We start from the raw sequence: 13,140 nt of genomic DNA, 5'->3' as shown, positions 1-13,140 counted from the left end.
AAGCCAGGTGTTAAGAATCCAGATACAGGTGAAGTAGTTGTCCCACCAGTAGATGATGTAACAAAAGTTGGTCCAAAGACAGGCACACCAGAGGTTAAAATTGCAGTAAATAATAAAGGTCCATTAAATGAAAGTAATATAAAACAAAAATCTGATAAAAAATTACCAGATACTGGGGAAGCTACAAATAATGATACTATGTTATTTGGATCTTTATTTACTGGTTTAGGCTTATTATTATTCGGCCGTAGAAAGAAACAAGAAGATTGATAGTAAGGGAATGTTATAGATTTACTAGAGGGCGTTTTGGGCGCTCTCTATCTAATGATTGTTCTTATGTTGAAAAAGCAGCACTTTTAAAAAAGCAATATATTAATGACTAAAATTAAAAGTATTCAGCTTATTAGTTAAACTATTCTACTAATAAGATTGTTAAGATAGTGCAAAGTACTAGTTCATCGCTCCCAAATAATAAAATACTTAAGGCTAGAAACGTTATTGAAAAGCGTTTCTAGCCTTTTTAAGTTTGAATGTTTATTGATGTATAAACATTATGGATTAAAGTAGTGCTTTGAATTGGATATTTGAGTCATGTTCAAAGGCATCATCAAAGCCGCGTGGGTGATGATACTGAATTTTATCTTTGTCTTGTGGATACGTATATTTACCGCCAACTTCCCAGATGAATGGGTGGAATTGGTATTGTAATCGGTCTTTTCTCATTTTCCAAAGTTCTAAGATTTCATCAGTTGAAGCCATAAAGTTAGACCAAATATCATAATGAACTGGAATGATGACGTTAGTGCGTAGACTTTCTGCCATACGAAGTAGGTCAATGGATGTCATCTTGTCTTGAATGCCTACTGGGTTATCGCCATAGTTGTTTAAGGCAACATCTATGTTATAGTCTTTGCCATGTTTGGCAAAGTAATTTGAGAAGTGAGAGTCCGCGCCATGATAAATCGTTCCACCTGGTGTTTCAAAGATGTAATTAACGGCTTTACGCGCCATTTCTTCATCGGTTACAGGGAGGTCTTTTAAATTATGATTATTCTCTTTTGCGCCTTCAACTGGAAGCGTTACAAGGCATGTTCGGTCGAATGATTCTACTGCTGTCACTTTAACGTCTTTAAATTCAAAGCTATCTCCTGGTTTTATTGTGATAATACGTTCTTCTGGGACACCCCAGCCTTTCCAAATTCGAGCACATTCGTATGGGCCTACAAATTTAACATGATCCAGCTTTGGATTGTTGATTATGGCAGCTGCAGTATTTATATCGATATGATCACTGTGAAAATGTGATACAAGGTAATAGTCTAACTCGTTAATTGCGAATGGATCGATGACCATGGGTTGTACACGTAAGTTAGGTTGTAATTTGCGAACACCTGCCATATTGGCCATTTGATGCCCACGAACCATATCTTTAACTTTCTTTGTAGACTTACCTCTGTTAGACCATAAATCCATCACAATGTTAGCGCCTTGTGGTGTTTTAATCCAAACGCCACAATTACCTAACCACCACATAGCAAAATTGTCTTTTTCAACAATTTCTTCTTCAATTTCTTCATTTAACCATGTTCCCCATTCTGGAAAAGTAGATAATATCCATGATTCTCTCGTTATATCTTTTATGTTTTTCATTTTAAAGTCTCCTTCAGTTTTAAAATGTATTGTTATATGTTATCGAAGTAGTGTAATAATTCATTAAGAAATATAGTTTCAATTTGATTTCGCAATGTGTATTGTTCATTTTTATCGTTAATATAATGTTTAAGCACTTGTTCCAGTTTGAGTGAAAAATCTGAAGTATGATCTGTGTTTGTTGAATAGACTATAGAAATCAAATTAATAATGTCTTTATTTGTTAAGATTGGACTTACTATAATTAAAGGTAATTCTGTTTCTACTGCGTCACTTGTAGATATGACTATGTCTGATAGCAACAATTCTTTAACACTATGAAATTCCTCTAGGGTAAATACGGTATCGATATGAGGTTTTGAAATGTATTTTTGACATTGTTTAAGAAAAAGTTTACGAATACCGATTCCTTCGTCACAAACAAGCGTTATCTTTTTTCTGTGTGTATCTTGGTTATATTTATGATGAATCGCACCACCTAAATGAACGGCAATATATGCAATATCATCATCTGTCATGTGTATAAGCCATGTTTCTTCTAGAAGTGGCGTACATTTCTTGACGGTATTAAATAGCTGATTATATTTATCTTTAATATCTTCAGTTAAAGGGCTATCTGAAGGGATGTTATAAATTTTCCGATAAATTAATGCTTTGCAATGTGTTAATAGCTGATCCAACAATTTGTTACGTTCTTGAAACGTAATATGGGTCTCAGTTTCAAATAATGTTAAGAATAAATCCAAAGTATTTCGCATATCGTCATAATCATGGCTATGGTTATGTGTATCTTTATCTTTACGAAAAGATAATAAAAGTATGGCGATAATATATTTATCCATATCATCATACGAGATTCCAAATTTTTCTTCTAAACTATGCACTATTTTTGTTGCGACACTATACTCAATTCTTTCTTGCACGAGCAGAAAATCCTGCTTAACATCTTCAAAATCATATGTTTTTACTTTTGTATTATGGTAACTCATTAATAAATAAGGCAATATTTGTACCATAAATTCACTATCTTTTTGATTGAGGCTTTTTCCTAAATCATAATGTACTTGGCTAATGAGTAGCTTTAAATAATCAAGTTTTTCTTTTGAAAAATAACTTTCAAAATTTGTGAGTGATGAAATTTTTTCGTAGACAGCTGTTCTAAAAGCAACAGATGCTTCTTTATAAATTTGATGTAGTATTTTACAAATAAATTGAATCTTAGACAGCGGATGTGAGTCAATATAGTATCCATGAGCTTTTGTAACGCGAAGTTGTATCTTATATTGTTCCACTTCTAATTGATCCCGAATATTATTCAAATCGTTAAGTACTGTATTACGGGAAACATCTGTTAAATTCATCAGTTTTTTAATCGTTATATATTCATTAGAAATACTGACGTATAAAATGATAAGCCACTTACGTTCATTGGCATTCATAATATAGTGATTTGTATCTAGTTCATTAAGTAAATGTATACAAGCGAGTTTTTGATTATAATTCAGTAAAATCCCGATATGTGGGTAATTAATAACTTTCTCGACATTATCTGGCAATGCTTGGTTTATTTTTGATAGGTGATAATAAATTTTACGCCTAGACTGTGAAAGTTTTTTGGAAATTTCAGTGATTGTTTTGGGTTGTTGTAACTTTATTAAGTAGTCTAGTAATGCGTAACTTGTTTGATTTAAAATAATCATTATTAGCACCTTCTATATTTCGAAATGAGTTCTTAATTATAATAGCATCCATCAAAAACAATTTTAATTGGCTGATTATTTATCGTTTTTACAAATTTTTTCTTTTTGCCCATAATAAGCATTTGCACCATGTTTTCTTAAGTAATGTTTGTCCATTATATATTGAGGTGCTAGTTTAGCATTATGATTGATTTGCTTTGTAAAACGGTTCATCTTGGCTACTTCTTCAAGTACAACTGCATGGTAAATAGCTTGTTTAGCGTTTTTCCCCCAAGTAAAAGGGCCATGGTTTCTAACAACGACACCTGGAATGGTCATAGGATTTAAGTTGCGTTCGTCAAACGTTTCTACGATAACAGTACCTGTTTCTTTTTCATAAGAATGTTCCACTTCTTCTTCAGTTAAAGCGCGAGTACATGGGATAGAACCATAGAAGTAATCAGCGTGTGTTGTACCTAAATAAGGAATATCATAACCTGCTTGGGCCCATCCTACTGCTTCTGTTGAATGGGTATGAACGATACCTCCAATTTCTGGCCATGCTTTGTATAGTTCGATATGAGTTGGTAAGTCTGATGAGGGATTTAAATCACCTTCTATGACATTACCGTTAATATCTACAACTACCATGTTTTCTGGTGTTAATTTGTCATAAGCTACACCAGAAGGTTTGATGACAATCAAACCTAGTTGACGGTCTATTTCAGATACATTTCCCCAAGTGAATTTGATGAGATTATGTTCTTGGAGCGAGATATTTGCTTCATAGACACGTTTGCGTATTTCTGTTAATTGATTCGTCATTTCTATTTTAACCCCGCTTTCTCAATCAATGGATATAGAAAATCTTGTGCATTTCTTATTGCTTTTCGTGTTTCATCAATTGAATGACAGTTTTCAGACCACATTTCAATTAAGAATGGTCCGTTATAATTAATTTTCTTTAAAGTAGCGAAGACATCTTCCCAATTTACACAACCTTCTCCAAATGGTACATCTCGGAATTGTCCTTTATCATTTTCAGTTACCGCATACGTATCCTTTAAATGTATTGCTGCGATAGAGCGTTGACCGTTGTAGAATTCACTCCATATATCATTATGCCAAGCTGAGATATTTCCTGTATCTGGATAAACAAACAGGAATGGAGAATTAATTTCTTTCTCAATAGCTAAATATTTTTCAATTGAATTAATAAATGGATCATCCATTGTTTCTATTGAAAGAATTACTTGTGCTTCTTCAGCCCACGTACACGATTGACGAAGATTTTTAATAAAGCGCTGACGAGTGACGTCAGATTTCTCTTCATAGTAAACATCATAGCCAGCTAATTGTATGTTCCGAACACCTACATCTTGAGCGAAAGTTATACATTTTCGCATCATCTCCATCGCTTCTCTTTCGATTTCGGGATCGTTAGACCCCATTGGAAATCGTCTATGCCCACTAAAAGTTATAGTAGGAATACGTATACCAGTTTCAAAGATGGCCTCTACAAGATTTAATCTTTCTTCTTTAGACCAATCTAATCTCGCTAATCGTTCATCTGTTTCGTCAATTGATAATTCGACAAAATCAAATCCTAATTCTTTTGCAAAGTTAAGTCTTTCTAACCAACTTAAATGTTTAGGGGTTGCCTTTTCATAAATACCAATCGGTCTTCCCAAGAGCTCACCCCCAAATACGTTTGATTTCTTGTTTGAATTCAATGGCAGATTGTCTAGGATTTTCTGCTTCTGTAATACCACGTCCGGCAATAAATGCGAATACATCAATGCCTTCAAAAAGCTTTAACGTTTCTACATTTAGACCACCCGTAACAGATACGCGGAATCCCATTTCAACTAGTTTCTTTACGCGTTCAAGATCTTTAGTTCCCCAAGACTCCCCGGCTAATAGAGCATCACGAGATTGATGGTAAATAGCTTGTGAAATACCAATATCTAGCCATTGTTGTGCCTGTTCATAAGTCCAGTCTCCGTATAGTTCAACTTGGATTTCTCCTCTATCTTCACGGATGTTTTTAATTGATTTAAGAGCTGCCTGCATAGTAGGAATAGTTGCTGAACATATACAAGTCATCCAATCAGCACCACGGATTGCATTGTTGTGTGCAACCGTACCTCCAGCATCAGCACATTTAGTATCAGCTACGATAATTTTATTTGGATAAAGCTTGCGTAAAATTTCTACTAATTCACTACCAACTTGTAATAGACAAACAGTTCCAGCTTCAATAATATCAACATCATGACCAACTAAAGAAGCGGCTTTAATAGCTTCAGGTAGTGTTGAATGGTCAAGGGCTACTTGTAAATAGGGCAAATTCTTCGTCATTTTACTATCCTTCTTTCAAATTTATTTATAGTAAATATTGTTGTATTGTTTAAAGGTATTAATTTTCAAGGTCTAATCCTTCAAGGTAAGGGCTATCCTTTGATTCATCAATCATCTTTAATACTTCTTCTGGTGTGCTGCAAGATTGTAAACGAGATATAGAATCATTTAATTCAAATAGTGCAACAATCTGAGGTATTGCTACAGATGTATGAATTTCTGAACTTGTTGCAGCCAGTGTTAAGAGAACCGATACTTTCTTCCCATCTGAGAATTGAACAGGTTCTTTAAGTGTGATTAGTGAAAATGAATCACGTTTAACACCTGATTCAGGACGAGCATGAGGCATTGCCATGCCAGGCATTAATATATAATAAGGACCATAATTTTCAGTTGATTCGATGATAGCATCGTAATATTCAGGCAATACTGCACCACTATCAATCAGTGGATCTACCGATAATTTAACGGCATCTTTCCAATCTTCAGCGGATAGGCCAAGGCGAATCGAATTATTTTCAATTAAGGCTGTTTTTAAATTCATTCAACTCGCTCCTTATTTCAAGTCTTTCAATGCGGTTTCTAATTTCGACTTAATTTCGTTATCATCCATTAAATTATCAAGACCAATAACTTTGCCAGTCGTACGTCCATCTAATTCATGAACTAAGTGATTAGATGCGATAACCAAATCATAATTAGAAGCAATGCCTTTTGCTTCTCCAACTGAACATGAAGCAGATTCAAAGTTTGTAACGTTCAGTTGTCGTAGTGCGTTTTCAACTTTCATCTTAATAACCATTGATGAACCCATTCCATTTCCACATGCTGTAAGTACTTTAACCATAATGTATTCCTCCTAATGTTTATAAATAATATTAATTATTTGAATTTCCTAAATAGTAAGCTTCTTTGTTTTTTGCTCTTCTATATTGCAATTGCGGAATAAGTAAGAATAATAAACAAACTAATATATATCCAAAGATTTCAAAGTGTTTAAAGATATAAGCAAATGGAACCCATGGCACAGCAAGGTCAATATTGCCATGATATCCTCCAGATAAACTCAGTAAACCTACTGCAATTGCGCCTACAGAAACTTGTATAATACCTGAAATGAATGACAATATAAGTGCAGCTTTCCAACCACCACGTTTATCAGCAAAGACGGCGATAGCTGCATTATCAAAGAATACAGGTACAAAACCAGTAATGATTAGTATCGGACTTTTGAACGTGATTAATAAAACAATTGTAATTAATTGACCAATCAATCCGCTCACAAATCCGAAGAGAACAGCATTTGGAGAACCAAATCCAAACGAAGCTGCTACGTCGACTGCTGGGAAAGAACCAGGTAGTAGCTTGTTAGAAATACCTTGAAATGCATTTGTTAATTCACTAACGAACATCCTTACACCCTGCATTAATATGAACAGGTATACTGAGAAAGTAAACGCTGTTTGTATAACAAACATAAAGAATGATTGTTTTGCAGGAATGTATAAATTACCAGATGTAATTACTTTTGAATTTGATAAAATATCAGGACCAAGAATAAACAAGATTACACCAAAGAAAATCAACATTAACGTTGCAGATGCCACGATAGTATCGTGAAAAATATTTAAAAATGTTGGTAATTTTATATTGTCTAGATTTTGTTCTTTTTTTCCGAGTTTCGGTGCAATTTTATCTGTAAACCAAATAGCAAATTGTTGTTGGTGTCCTATAGCAAAACCACCATTATTTGTTAAACGTTGAGTTGGTTCGACAGTTAAGTTAGAGCTAACTGCCCAATAAAGTCCGCATAATACACCAATCGTAAGAGTAGCCATTAGTGGGCTTTTTTGGACAGATGGAATCAACAGTACCATCAATGTGATAGTCGCTGCTTGCTGAACCATAATATGTCCAGTAATAAACAATGTCCTTACTTTAGTGATTTTTCTTAAAGCAACCAATAAAACATTAACAAAGAAACCAATTAAAAGTGCAGAAGTAGCGATACCTATAAACTCAGGGAATTCACTAGCGATTTTTTCATTAGCAGCTGTCAATCCGAAATAAGGATCAATAACTGCTGCTCCAATGTTAAATTTATAGTTTAGTGCTGTTAGAATAGGACGGAAAGTAGAAACAAGTCCACCGGCTGCTACGTCTAAAATCATATAACCTACAGTTGCTTTTACAAATCCTGCAAATACGTCATGCCAAGGCTTTTTCAAAAGTGAGTATCCAATTAATACGATTAGCCCAACGAAGAAAGCAGGTTTTTGCAAAATGTTTTGAGAAAACCAATTAAGTATATTTAATAGAATATCCATCCATAATCCACCTCCATTTCAATAATTTGGTAATCATATTTCTAAAAACAGTTTACAAAAGAATGCGCTTTCACAACAGAACAATTGCTACACAAAGAAGTGTACAAAGGTAGACTCAAGAAGCGGATTTAAAGTGAAGAAAGTGATAAATATGGAGAAATTGATTATACTAGAAATGAAGCTGAAGCTATCATAGTGTTAATGATAAAGAAATATTAAATTCGGAGTGATTGTATTGTTGAAATTAAAAGAAAACCAAGATATATATTTAAAGGGTGGAAGTGAAGCGGTTATTCTACTTCATTCATTTACAGGAACGGTTAGAGATGTGAAGAAATTAGCAAATTTGGTGCATAATGAAGGGTATACATGCTATGTACCTGCATATAAAGGCCATGGGTTGAGTATAGAATCTTTAATTGAATATGATATAAATGACTGGTATCAGCATGTACAAGAAAGCTATGATTTCTTGAAAGAAAGTGGTTTTGAAAAGATAAGTGTTCTTGGTGTATCGTTAGGGGGACTATTGTCGTTAAAGCTTACTGAAATGAATGGAATCAACAAATGTATTATTATGTCTACGCCTCAAAAGCGAACGACTAAAGATATTAAACGAAGGTTATATAGTTACGGTGAAAGAATTAATGCAATTCAAGGACTGGAATATGAGGAAAGTAATCGTCAATTATCTCTAATTGAACAATATGATGAGGGATCTAAAGTTTTTTCTGAAATGATTGAAGATATTATGGACAATTTGAAAAACATTCAAGTACCTGTATTGATTATGTATGGAGAACTTGACGAACCTTCATATAAAGAAAGCGCTGAGTATATATTTGAACAACTGACTACAAATATTAAAACACTTATTTCATATGAAAATGCTACACATTTGATGACGCAGAGTAAAGATAAAGAGAAAATTGAACGAGATATTATAAAGTTTTTGAACAAATAACATTAGAGCAATAAATGAAATAACTCCAAATCTAAATAAAAAACAGTAGAAACTCAATGTTAAATTGAATTTCTACTGTTTTTTAATTTCGCAGATGTTGATATTCCAGTCTCAATCTTATTGTGATAAAAGTTATTCCCCAACTGTTAAACCTGATTCTCGATCTAACCAAGCAACAATGTCAGAGAAAATAACTTGATTATAGGAAGATTCATTCAGTATTTCGTGTTCTAAACCATCATAAATCTGTAATGATTTATGTTTAGAGCCAATCTCATCAAATAATTGTAACGAATCTCTATAACTAACTAATCCATCTTCACTACCGTGGAGTATGAGTATATTGTCAGTAAGTTTAGCAGCATTTTCTTTCAAGTATTTTACACCTTCTAATAATGTAAATACGAGACCCATAGAAATTTCTTTGCCAACTAAATCATCTAATGTATATTTTTCCATAACTTCTTTATCTGAGCATACACCTTCTCCTAATTCATTAGGTACATATGTGTCGTATGGAGTTGAAGGGTCCGGCTCTCCAAATAGTTTCAAATTATAACGTGTTAAAGCACCAACTGTAATAATGCCATCAACTAGTCCGGGATGTTTTGTACCAAACAACGAAACAGTATAGCCTCCCATGCTATGGCCTAATAGAAATGTTTTGTCTGTATAGCGTTCTTTCGCAAAATTAAGAACTGCTGACAAATCTTCAACAATTTCATCGACTTTTTCAAAATAAAAAGCCTTACCTTCTGAACGACCATGTCCGCGTTGATCATATCTAATAACATTATAACCACTGTCATTTAAGTAATTTGTAATTTCATCATATCTATCTAAATGTTCTGCTAATCCATGTGCAATTACAACGTTACCAATAGCATTTGGAACCTCATTGAACTTTGCATAGAGCTTTGTGTTGTCTTTAGATTTAATGTACTTAATAAAATTCATGCTAACCATCTCCTTAAATTAGATTCAATATATTAACTAAATAAATCATCAACTGTGGTGTCTAAAATTTTAGCCAGTTTGAATGCTAAAGATAAAGTTGGATCATATTTATTGTTTTCAATTGCATTAATCGTTTGTCTGGAAACATTTACTTTTTCACTTAAAGTTAACTGTGAAATTTGTTTTGTTTTACGATATTGTTTTATTTTATTTTTCATTAGACATTCCTTTTACAGAATATTTTTTAGAAACTGAAAAGTAATTAAATATGAGTTGTATCAACGCAATGGTTAGAAATATAACTTCTGGATACGAATTGATTAGACTATTTTTCATATCCCAAAACCCAAAAATTCGAAATACTAAAAACAATAAACATGCCTGTACCATCCAAACAAAAGATCTAGCCAATACTTCTATAATGATTTTGCTTTGTCTTTCATCATATTGATTATGAGATTGATTATTATCTATTACTTCTCTTGGCAAAAATTTATTGGTAGAAATTGTCCAGATAATAGAAAACAATATAATAGCTATGAAAAATATTAATTTTAGCACCATAATCATCACTCCATAATGTCAAAAGAATTTTACATTCCGAGTGTAACTTACTTAAAATGAACTGTCAAAAAGTTGTGATATTTTAAGAAAAAATATGGAAAAATTTGTACATTTTTTATAAAATTATATTAATATATACTGTTATATATTTTATAAGGGGGTGCCATCATGAAGGTGTCGTGGATTCGATTAATTACGTATTCTATTGTTGGTTTAGTTGTCGCACTATTCATAATGAATTATTTTAAGCCACATCCGAATGATAAACTACAATCCTTTACTTCGGAAAATGGTACTAAAGGCGAGTATTTAATTTACCCAGCTAAACATGCTAAAGGTATACTTGTTTGGTTACATGGTGATGGTGCATATGAATTTTTACATCCAAAGTCATATGAATATTTAGGTGGAGATGTAGGAATTAAACAAATTGCAAAAGAAAAAAACTTAACATTAATAGTACCCAAATCACCAAGACAGGATGAAACATGGTGGAAAAAAGGAAAGGAAAACAGTCAATATTTAGTTGAACTTATTTCATCAATTCATCAACATGAAAATCTTTGGATTGGAAGTTTTTCAGGGGGATCAGAAATGTCTACATATTGGTTATTAGATAAGTTACCAGAAATGAACGTTAAGTCTGGTGGTGCTATCTTCTTCGGTGGAGGTGGACCACCTAAATCAAAAGATATTTCTCGGGAAATAAATAAAGAGAATATAGTTGAAGGCTCATTTCCACTTACATGGGTAGTTGGAGAACATGACTTCGGCGTACAAACAAAAGATGATCCATTTAATGCATTTGAATCCAGCAAAGAAGGAGAAAATTTTTATAAAAAACATGGTTGGAAAACGGATAGACATGTATTATCAGAACATCAACATCATTTATCCAAAGAAGGAAAAGGATTATATGGGGAGTATTTGAATAAATACATACAAGAATAAAGAGAATTTATGTAGTAAATTTCATTCTATATATTGAAACTATAAAAATGGAAGTAGGACAGAAATCATGATTTCTGTCCTACTTCTTCTTTATTTTATGATTTCTTTTAATTTATCTATTTCTGGGTCGATTAATTCATGGCCACTATCTAGTAGCTCAAAGTGAACATTTTTAAATAGAGGTTTAAGGTCTTCTGCCAAGGCTTTGACTTTGCCAGGTACAGTCATATAATCATTAGCTCCTGTTGTTATGATGATTGATGTATCTTTATAAAAAGTGTTGATGTTATAGTTTAGCTGAGCTGGATGAAGTAATATGATTTGATCAACTTGAGTTAAGGATTGCTCTAATAAACCTAAAATAAAGTTAGCACCATTTGAATACCCCATGAAAACAACTTTTTTAAATGAATTTTCTTCAATGAAGTGATTCCAGTATTGTATAAAAGATTGAGTATGTTTATTAAAGTCATCTCGATCTATTTGATTATTAACAAGTGGTGCGAAAAATCTTCTTTCTTTACCTTGGCCAACATCTCCAAGAAAACTAAGTGTATTTTCATTAGGAAACAGTTCGCCAGCTATTGGTAATAGTTGATACTGGTTGCCACCTGTTCCATGAAAAAGTACAATTAAAGTATCGGAATTTGGGTTATTTTGTAAAAAATGTTCCATAAGATCTCCTCCATAAAAATTTGAAAGGGGTGTTTTTACTTGAATCACCATTCAATTATACACCATGTATCCATTATAAATCATGATATAGAGCAAGCATTTAATTTTTACCGTAATGTACTAGGACTAGACTTATTAATGAAGACAGTCAATCAAGAAAATTATGAAATGTATCATATTTTCTTTGCGGATAAGTATGGACGTCCTGGGACTGAAGTCACTTTGTTTGAAATGAAGGAAGGTAAAGAAAACAAATTTGGTACAAATGCCTTTGATAGAATGTTATTTAAAGTGCCATCAGAAGCTGCGTTAAAATTTTGGGAACAGAGATTTAATGAGTCAGACGTCTGCCATTATGGCGTTGAAAATTATGCAGGTCGTAGTCTGATAAGGTTTGAAGGGCCAGATCAAACGCCACTCGGGTTGATCGTCATGTCAGAACTAGAGAATATAGATAAGTTTAATCGTGATGAAGACAGTGTTATACCTTACGAACATCAAATATTAAGTATAGATTCTGTTCATATGCGTGTTAGATATCCAGCAGCAAGTAAACAACAATTTCAGCAATTATATGCATGGAATTCATACAATCAATCAACATTTTTTGATACAGGGTTACCGGTAGACATCCTGCATAATAATAGTGAAGAAATGTATCATGAGATACACATCATACATGATGTAACCAACAACTTAGAAAATCAAGGACATGGTGGTATTCATCATGTGGCTATCTCAGCTGATTCAATAGAGTCACTAGAAGAAGTTGAATCATCACTAAACGATTTAAACATAGTAAATTCATCAATTAAGAACAGAGGTTTCTTTCAATCCATTTATTATAGAGATCCAAATCAAGTATTGTTTGAAGTTGCAACTTTGAAACTTGATATGGAAGAAGTGAAATTCGAACAAAAAGAATTTGCAGACATCCCGCTATATTTACCTGAGTATTTAGAAGGGAAAAGAGAACTTATAGAAAGAAAGTTAAAGAAGAAATAAGAATGAT

General features: G+C 32.9%; 16 protein-coding genes and 1 pseudogene. 5 read left to right on the top strand and 12 right to left on the bottom strand.

What is annotated here, in order from left to right; all coding sequences use genetic code 11:
- Both CD111_RS12920 and CD111_RS12915 read left to right on the top strand, forming a co-directional pair.
- Positions 1-99: pseudogene (locus tag CD111_RS12920) on the top strand (E domain-containing protein); the annotation flags it as partial.
- The gene (locus CD111_RS12915) at positions 100-270 is read left to right on the top strand and encodes an LPXTG cell wall anchor domain-containing protein (protein WP_095090191.1); all 171 of its coding nucleotides are present in this window, start codon (positions 100-102) and stop codon (positions 268-270) included.
- 288 nt (positions 271-558) lie between these two features.
- Here the strand turns inward: CD111_RS12915 and ulaG are convergent, their stop codons facing one another.
- From ulaG to CD111_RS03635, 8 genes are all read right to left on the bottom strand, one after another.
- Entirely contained in the window at positions 559-1,650 is a 1,092-nt protein-coding gene (ulaG, locus tag CD111_RS03670) for an L-ascorbate 6-phosphate lactonase (protein WP_095089957.1), read from the bottom strand.
- Between the two features lie 32 nt (positions 1,651-1,682).
- On the bottom strand, positions 1,683-3,350 hold the full coding sequence (locus CD111_RS03665) for a BglG family transcription antiterminator (RefSeq protein ID WP_229726523.1): 1,668 nt from the start codon (positions 3,348-3,350) through the stop codon (positions 1,683-1,685).
- A 75-nt stretch (positions 3,351-3,425) separates the two neighbouring features.
- Positions 3,426-4,154, bottom strand: a complete 729-nt coding sequence (locus tag CD111_RS03660; protein WP_095089955.1) for an L-ribulose-5-phosphate 4-epimerase — start codon at positions 4,152-4,154, stop codon at positions 3,426-3,428.
- A gap of 2 nt (positions 4,155-4,156) precedes the next feature.
- Entirely contained in the window at positions 4,157-5,020 is an 864-nt protein-coding gene (locus CD111_RS03655) for an L-ribulose-5-phosphate 3-epimerase (RefSeq protein WP_095089953.1), read from the bottom strand.
- Between the two features lie 4 nt (positions 5,021-5,024).
- Entirely contained in the window at positions 5,025-5,690 is a 666-nt protein-coding gene (locus tag CD111_RS03650; RefSeq protein ID WP_095089951.1) for a 3-keto-L-gulonate-6-phosphate decarboxylase UlaD, read from the bottom strand.
- Positions 5,691-5,748: 58 nt separating this feature from the next.
- On the bottom strand, positions 5,749-6,234 hold the full coding sequence (locus CD111_RS03645; protein ID WP_095089949.1) for a PTS sugar transporter subunit IIA: 486 nt from the start codon (positions 6,232-6,234) through the stop codon (positions 5,749-5,751).
- A 12-nt stretch (positions 6,235-6,246) separates the two neighbouring features.
- Positions 6,247-6,537: a PTS sugar transporter subunit IIB gene (locus CD111_RS03640; RefSeq protein WP_095089947.1), complete on the bottom strand. Its 291-nt coding sequence runs from the start codon at positions 6,535-6,537 to the stop codon at positions 6,247-6,249.
- Between the two features lie 31 nt (positions 6,538-6,568).
- On the bottom strand, positions 6,569-8,017 hold the full coding sequence (locus CD111_RS03635) for a PTS ascorbate transporter subunit IIC (protein ID WP_095089945.1): 1,449 nt from the start codon (positions 8,015-8,017) through the stop codon (positions 6,569-6,571).
- 235 nt (positions 8,018-8,252) lie between these two features.
- Between CD111_RS03635 and CD111_RS03630 the strand changes: the two genes are divergently transcribed.
- Positions 8,253-8,981: an alpha/beta hydrolase gene (locus tag CD111_RS03630; protein ID WP_095089943.1), complete on the top strand. Its 729-nt coding sequence runs from the start codon at positions 8,253-8,255 to the stop codon at positions 8,979-8,981.
- Between the two features lie 132 nt (positions 8,982-9,113).
- Here CD111_RS03630 and CD111_RS03625 read toward each other — a convergent pair whose 3' ends face one another.
- Genes CD111_RS03625 through CD111_RS03615 form a run of 3 tightly spaced genes read right to left on the bottom strand, consistent with a single transcriptional unit; the run spans position 9,114 to position 10,502 of the window.
- The gene (locus CD111_RS03625; protein ID WP_095089941.1) at positions 9,114-9,938 is read right to left on the bottom strand and encodes an alpha/beta hydrolase; all 825 of its coding nucleotides are present in this window, start codon (positions 9,936-9,938) and stop codon (positions 9,114-9,116) included.
- 32 nt (positions 9,939-9,970) lie between these two features.
- A complete protein-coding gene (locus CD111_RS03620; protein ID WP_095089939.1) occupies positions 9,971-10,156 on the bottom strand; it encodes a helix-turn-helix transcriptional regulator in 186 nt (61 codons plus the stop codon).
- Positions 10,146-10,502 carry a hypothetical protein gene (locus CD111_RS03615; RefSeq protein ID WP_229726525.1) on the bottom strand — a complete coding sequence of 119 codons (357 nt, stop codon included), beginning with the start codon at positions 10,500-10,502 and terminating at the stop codon, positions 10,146-10,148. The genes CD111_RS03620 and CD111_RS03615 overlap by 11 nt, the downstream gene beginning before the upstream one ends.
- Positions 10,503-10,670: 168 nt before the next feature.
- Here CD111_RS03615 and CD111_RS03610 point away from each other — a divergent pair, with 168 nt between their 5' ends.
- Entirely contained in the window at positions 10,671-11,453 is a 783-nt protein-coding gene (locus CD111_RS03610; RefSeq protein ID WP_169712003.1) for a hypothetical protein, read from the top strand.
- Between the two features lie 90 nt (positions 11,454-11,543).
- On the opposite strand, the gene CD111_RS03605 is transcribed toward CD111_RS03610, so the two are convergent.
- Positions 11,544-12,128 carry an alpha/beta hydrolase gene (locus CD111_RS03605; protein ID WP_095089937.1) on the bottom strand — a complete coding sequence of 195 codons (585 nt, stop codon included), beginning with the start codon at positions 12,126-12,128 and terminating at the stop codon, positions 11,544-11,546.
- Between the two features lie 39 nt (positions 12,129-12,167).
- Between CD111_RS03605 and CD111_RS03600 the strand changes: the two genes are divergently transcribed.
- Complete coding sequence (locus CD111_RS03600; protein WP_095089934.1) at positions 12,168-13,133, top strand: VOC family protein; 966 nt, start codon at positions 12,168-12,170, stop codon at positions 13,131-13,133.
- Positions 13,134-13,140: the final 7 nt, after the last annotated feature.

The sequence above is a fragment of the Mammaliicoccus stepanovicii genome, assembly GCF_002902525.1.
In the GTDB taxonomy this organism is placed as follows: domain Bacteria; phylum Bacillota; class Bacilli; order Staphylococcales; family Staphylococcaceae; genus Mammaliicoccus; species Mammaliicoccus stepanovicii.
Note: the sequence above shows the minus strand (reverse complement) of the source record. Positions and strands in the feature narration are given on the sequence as shown.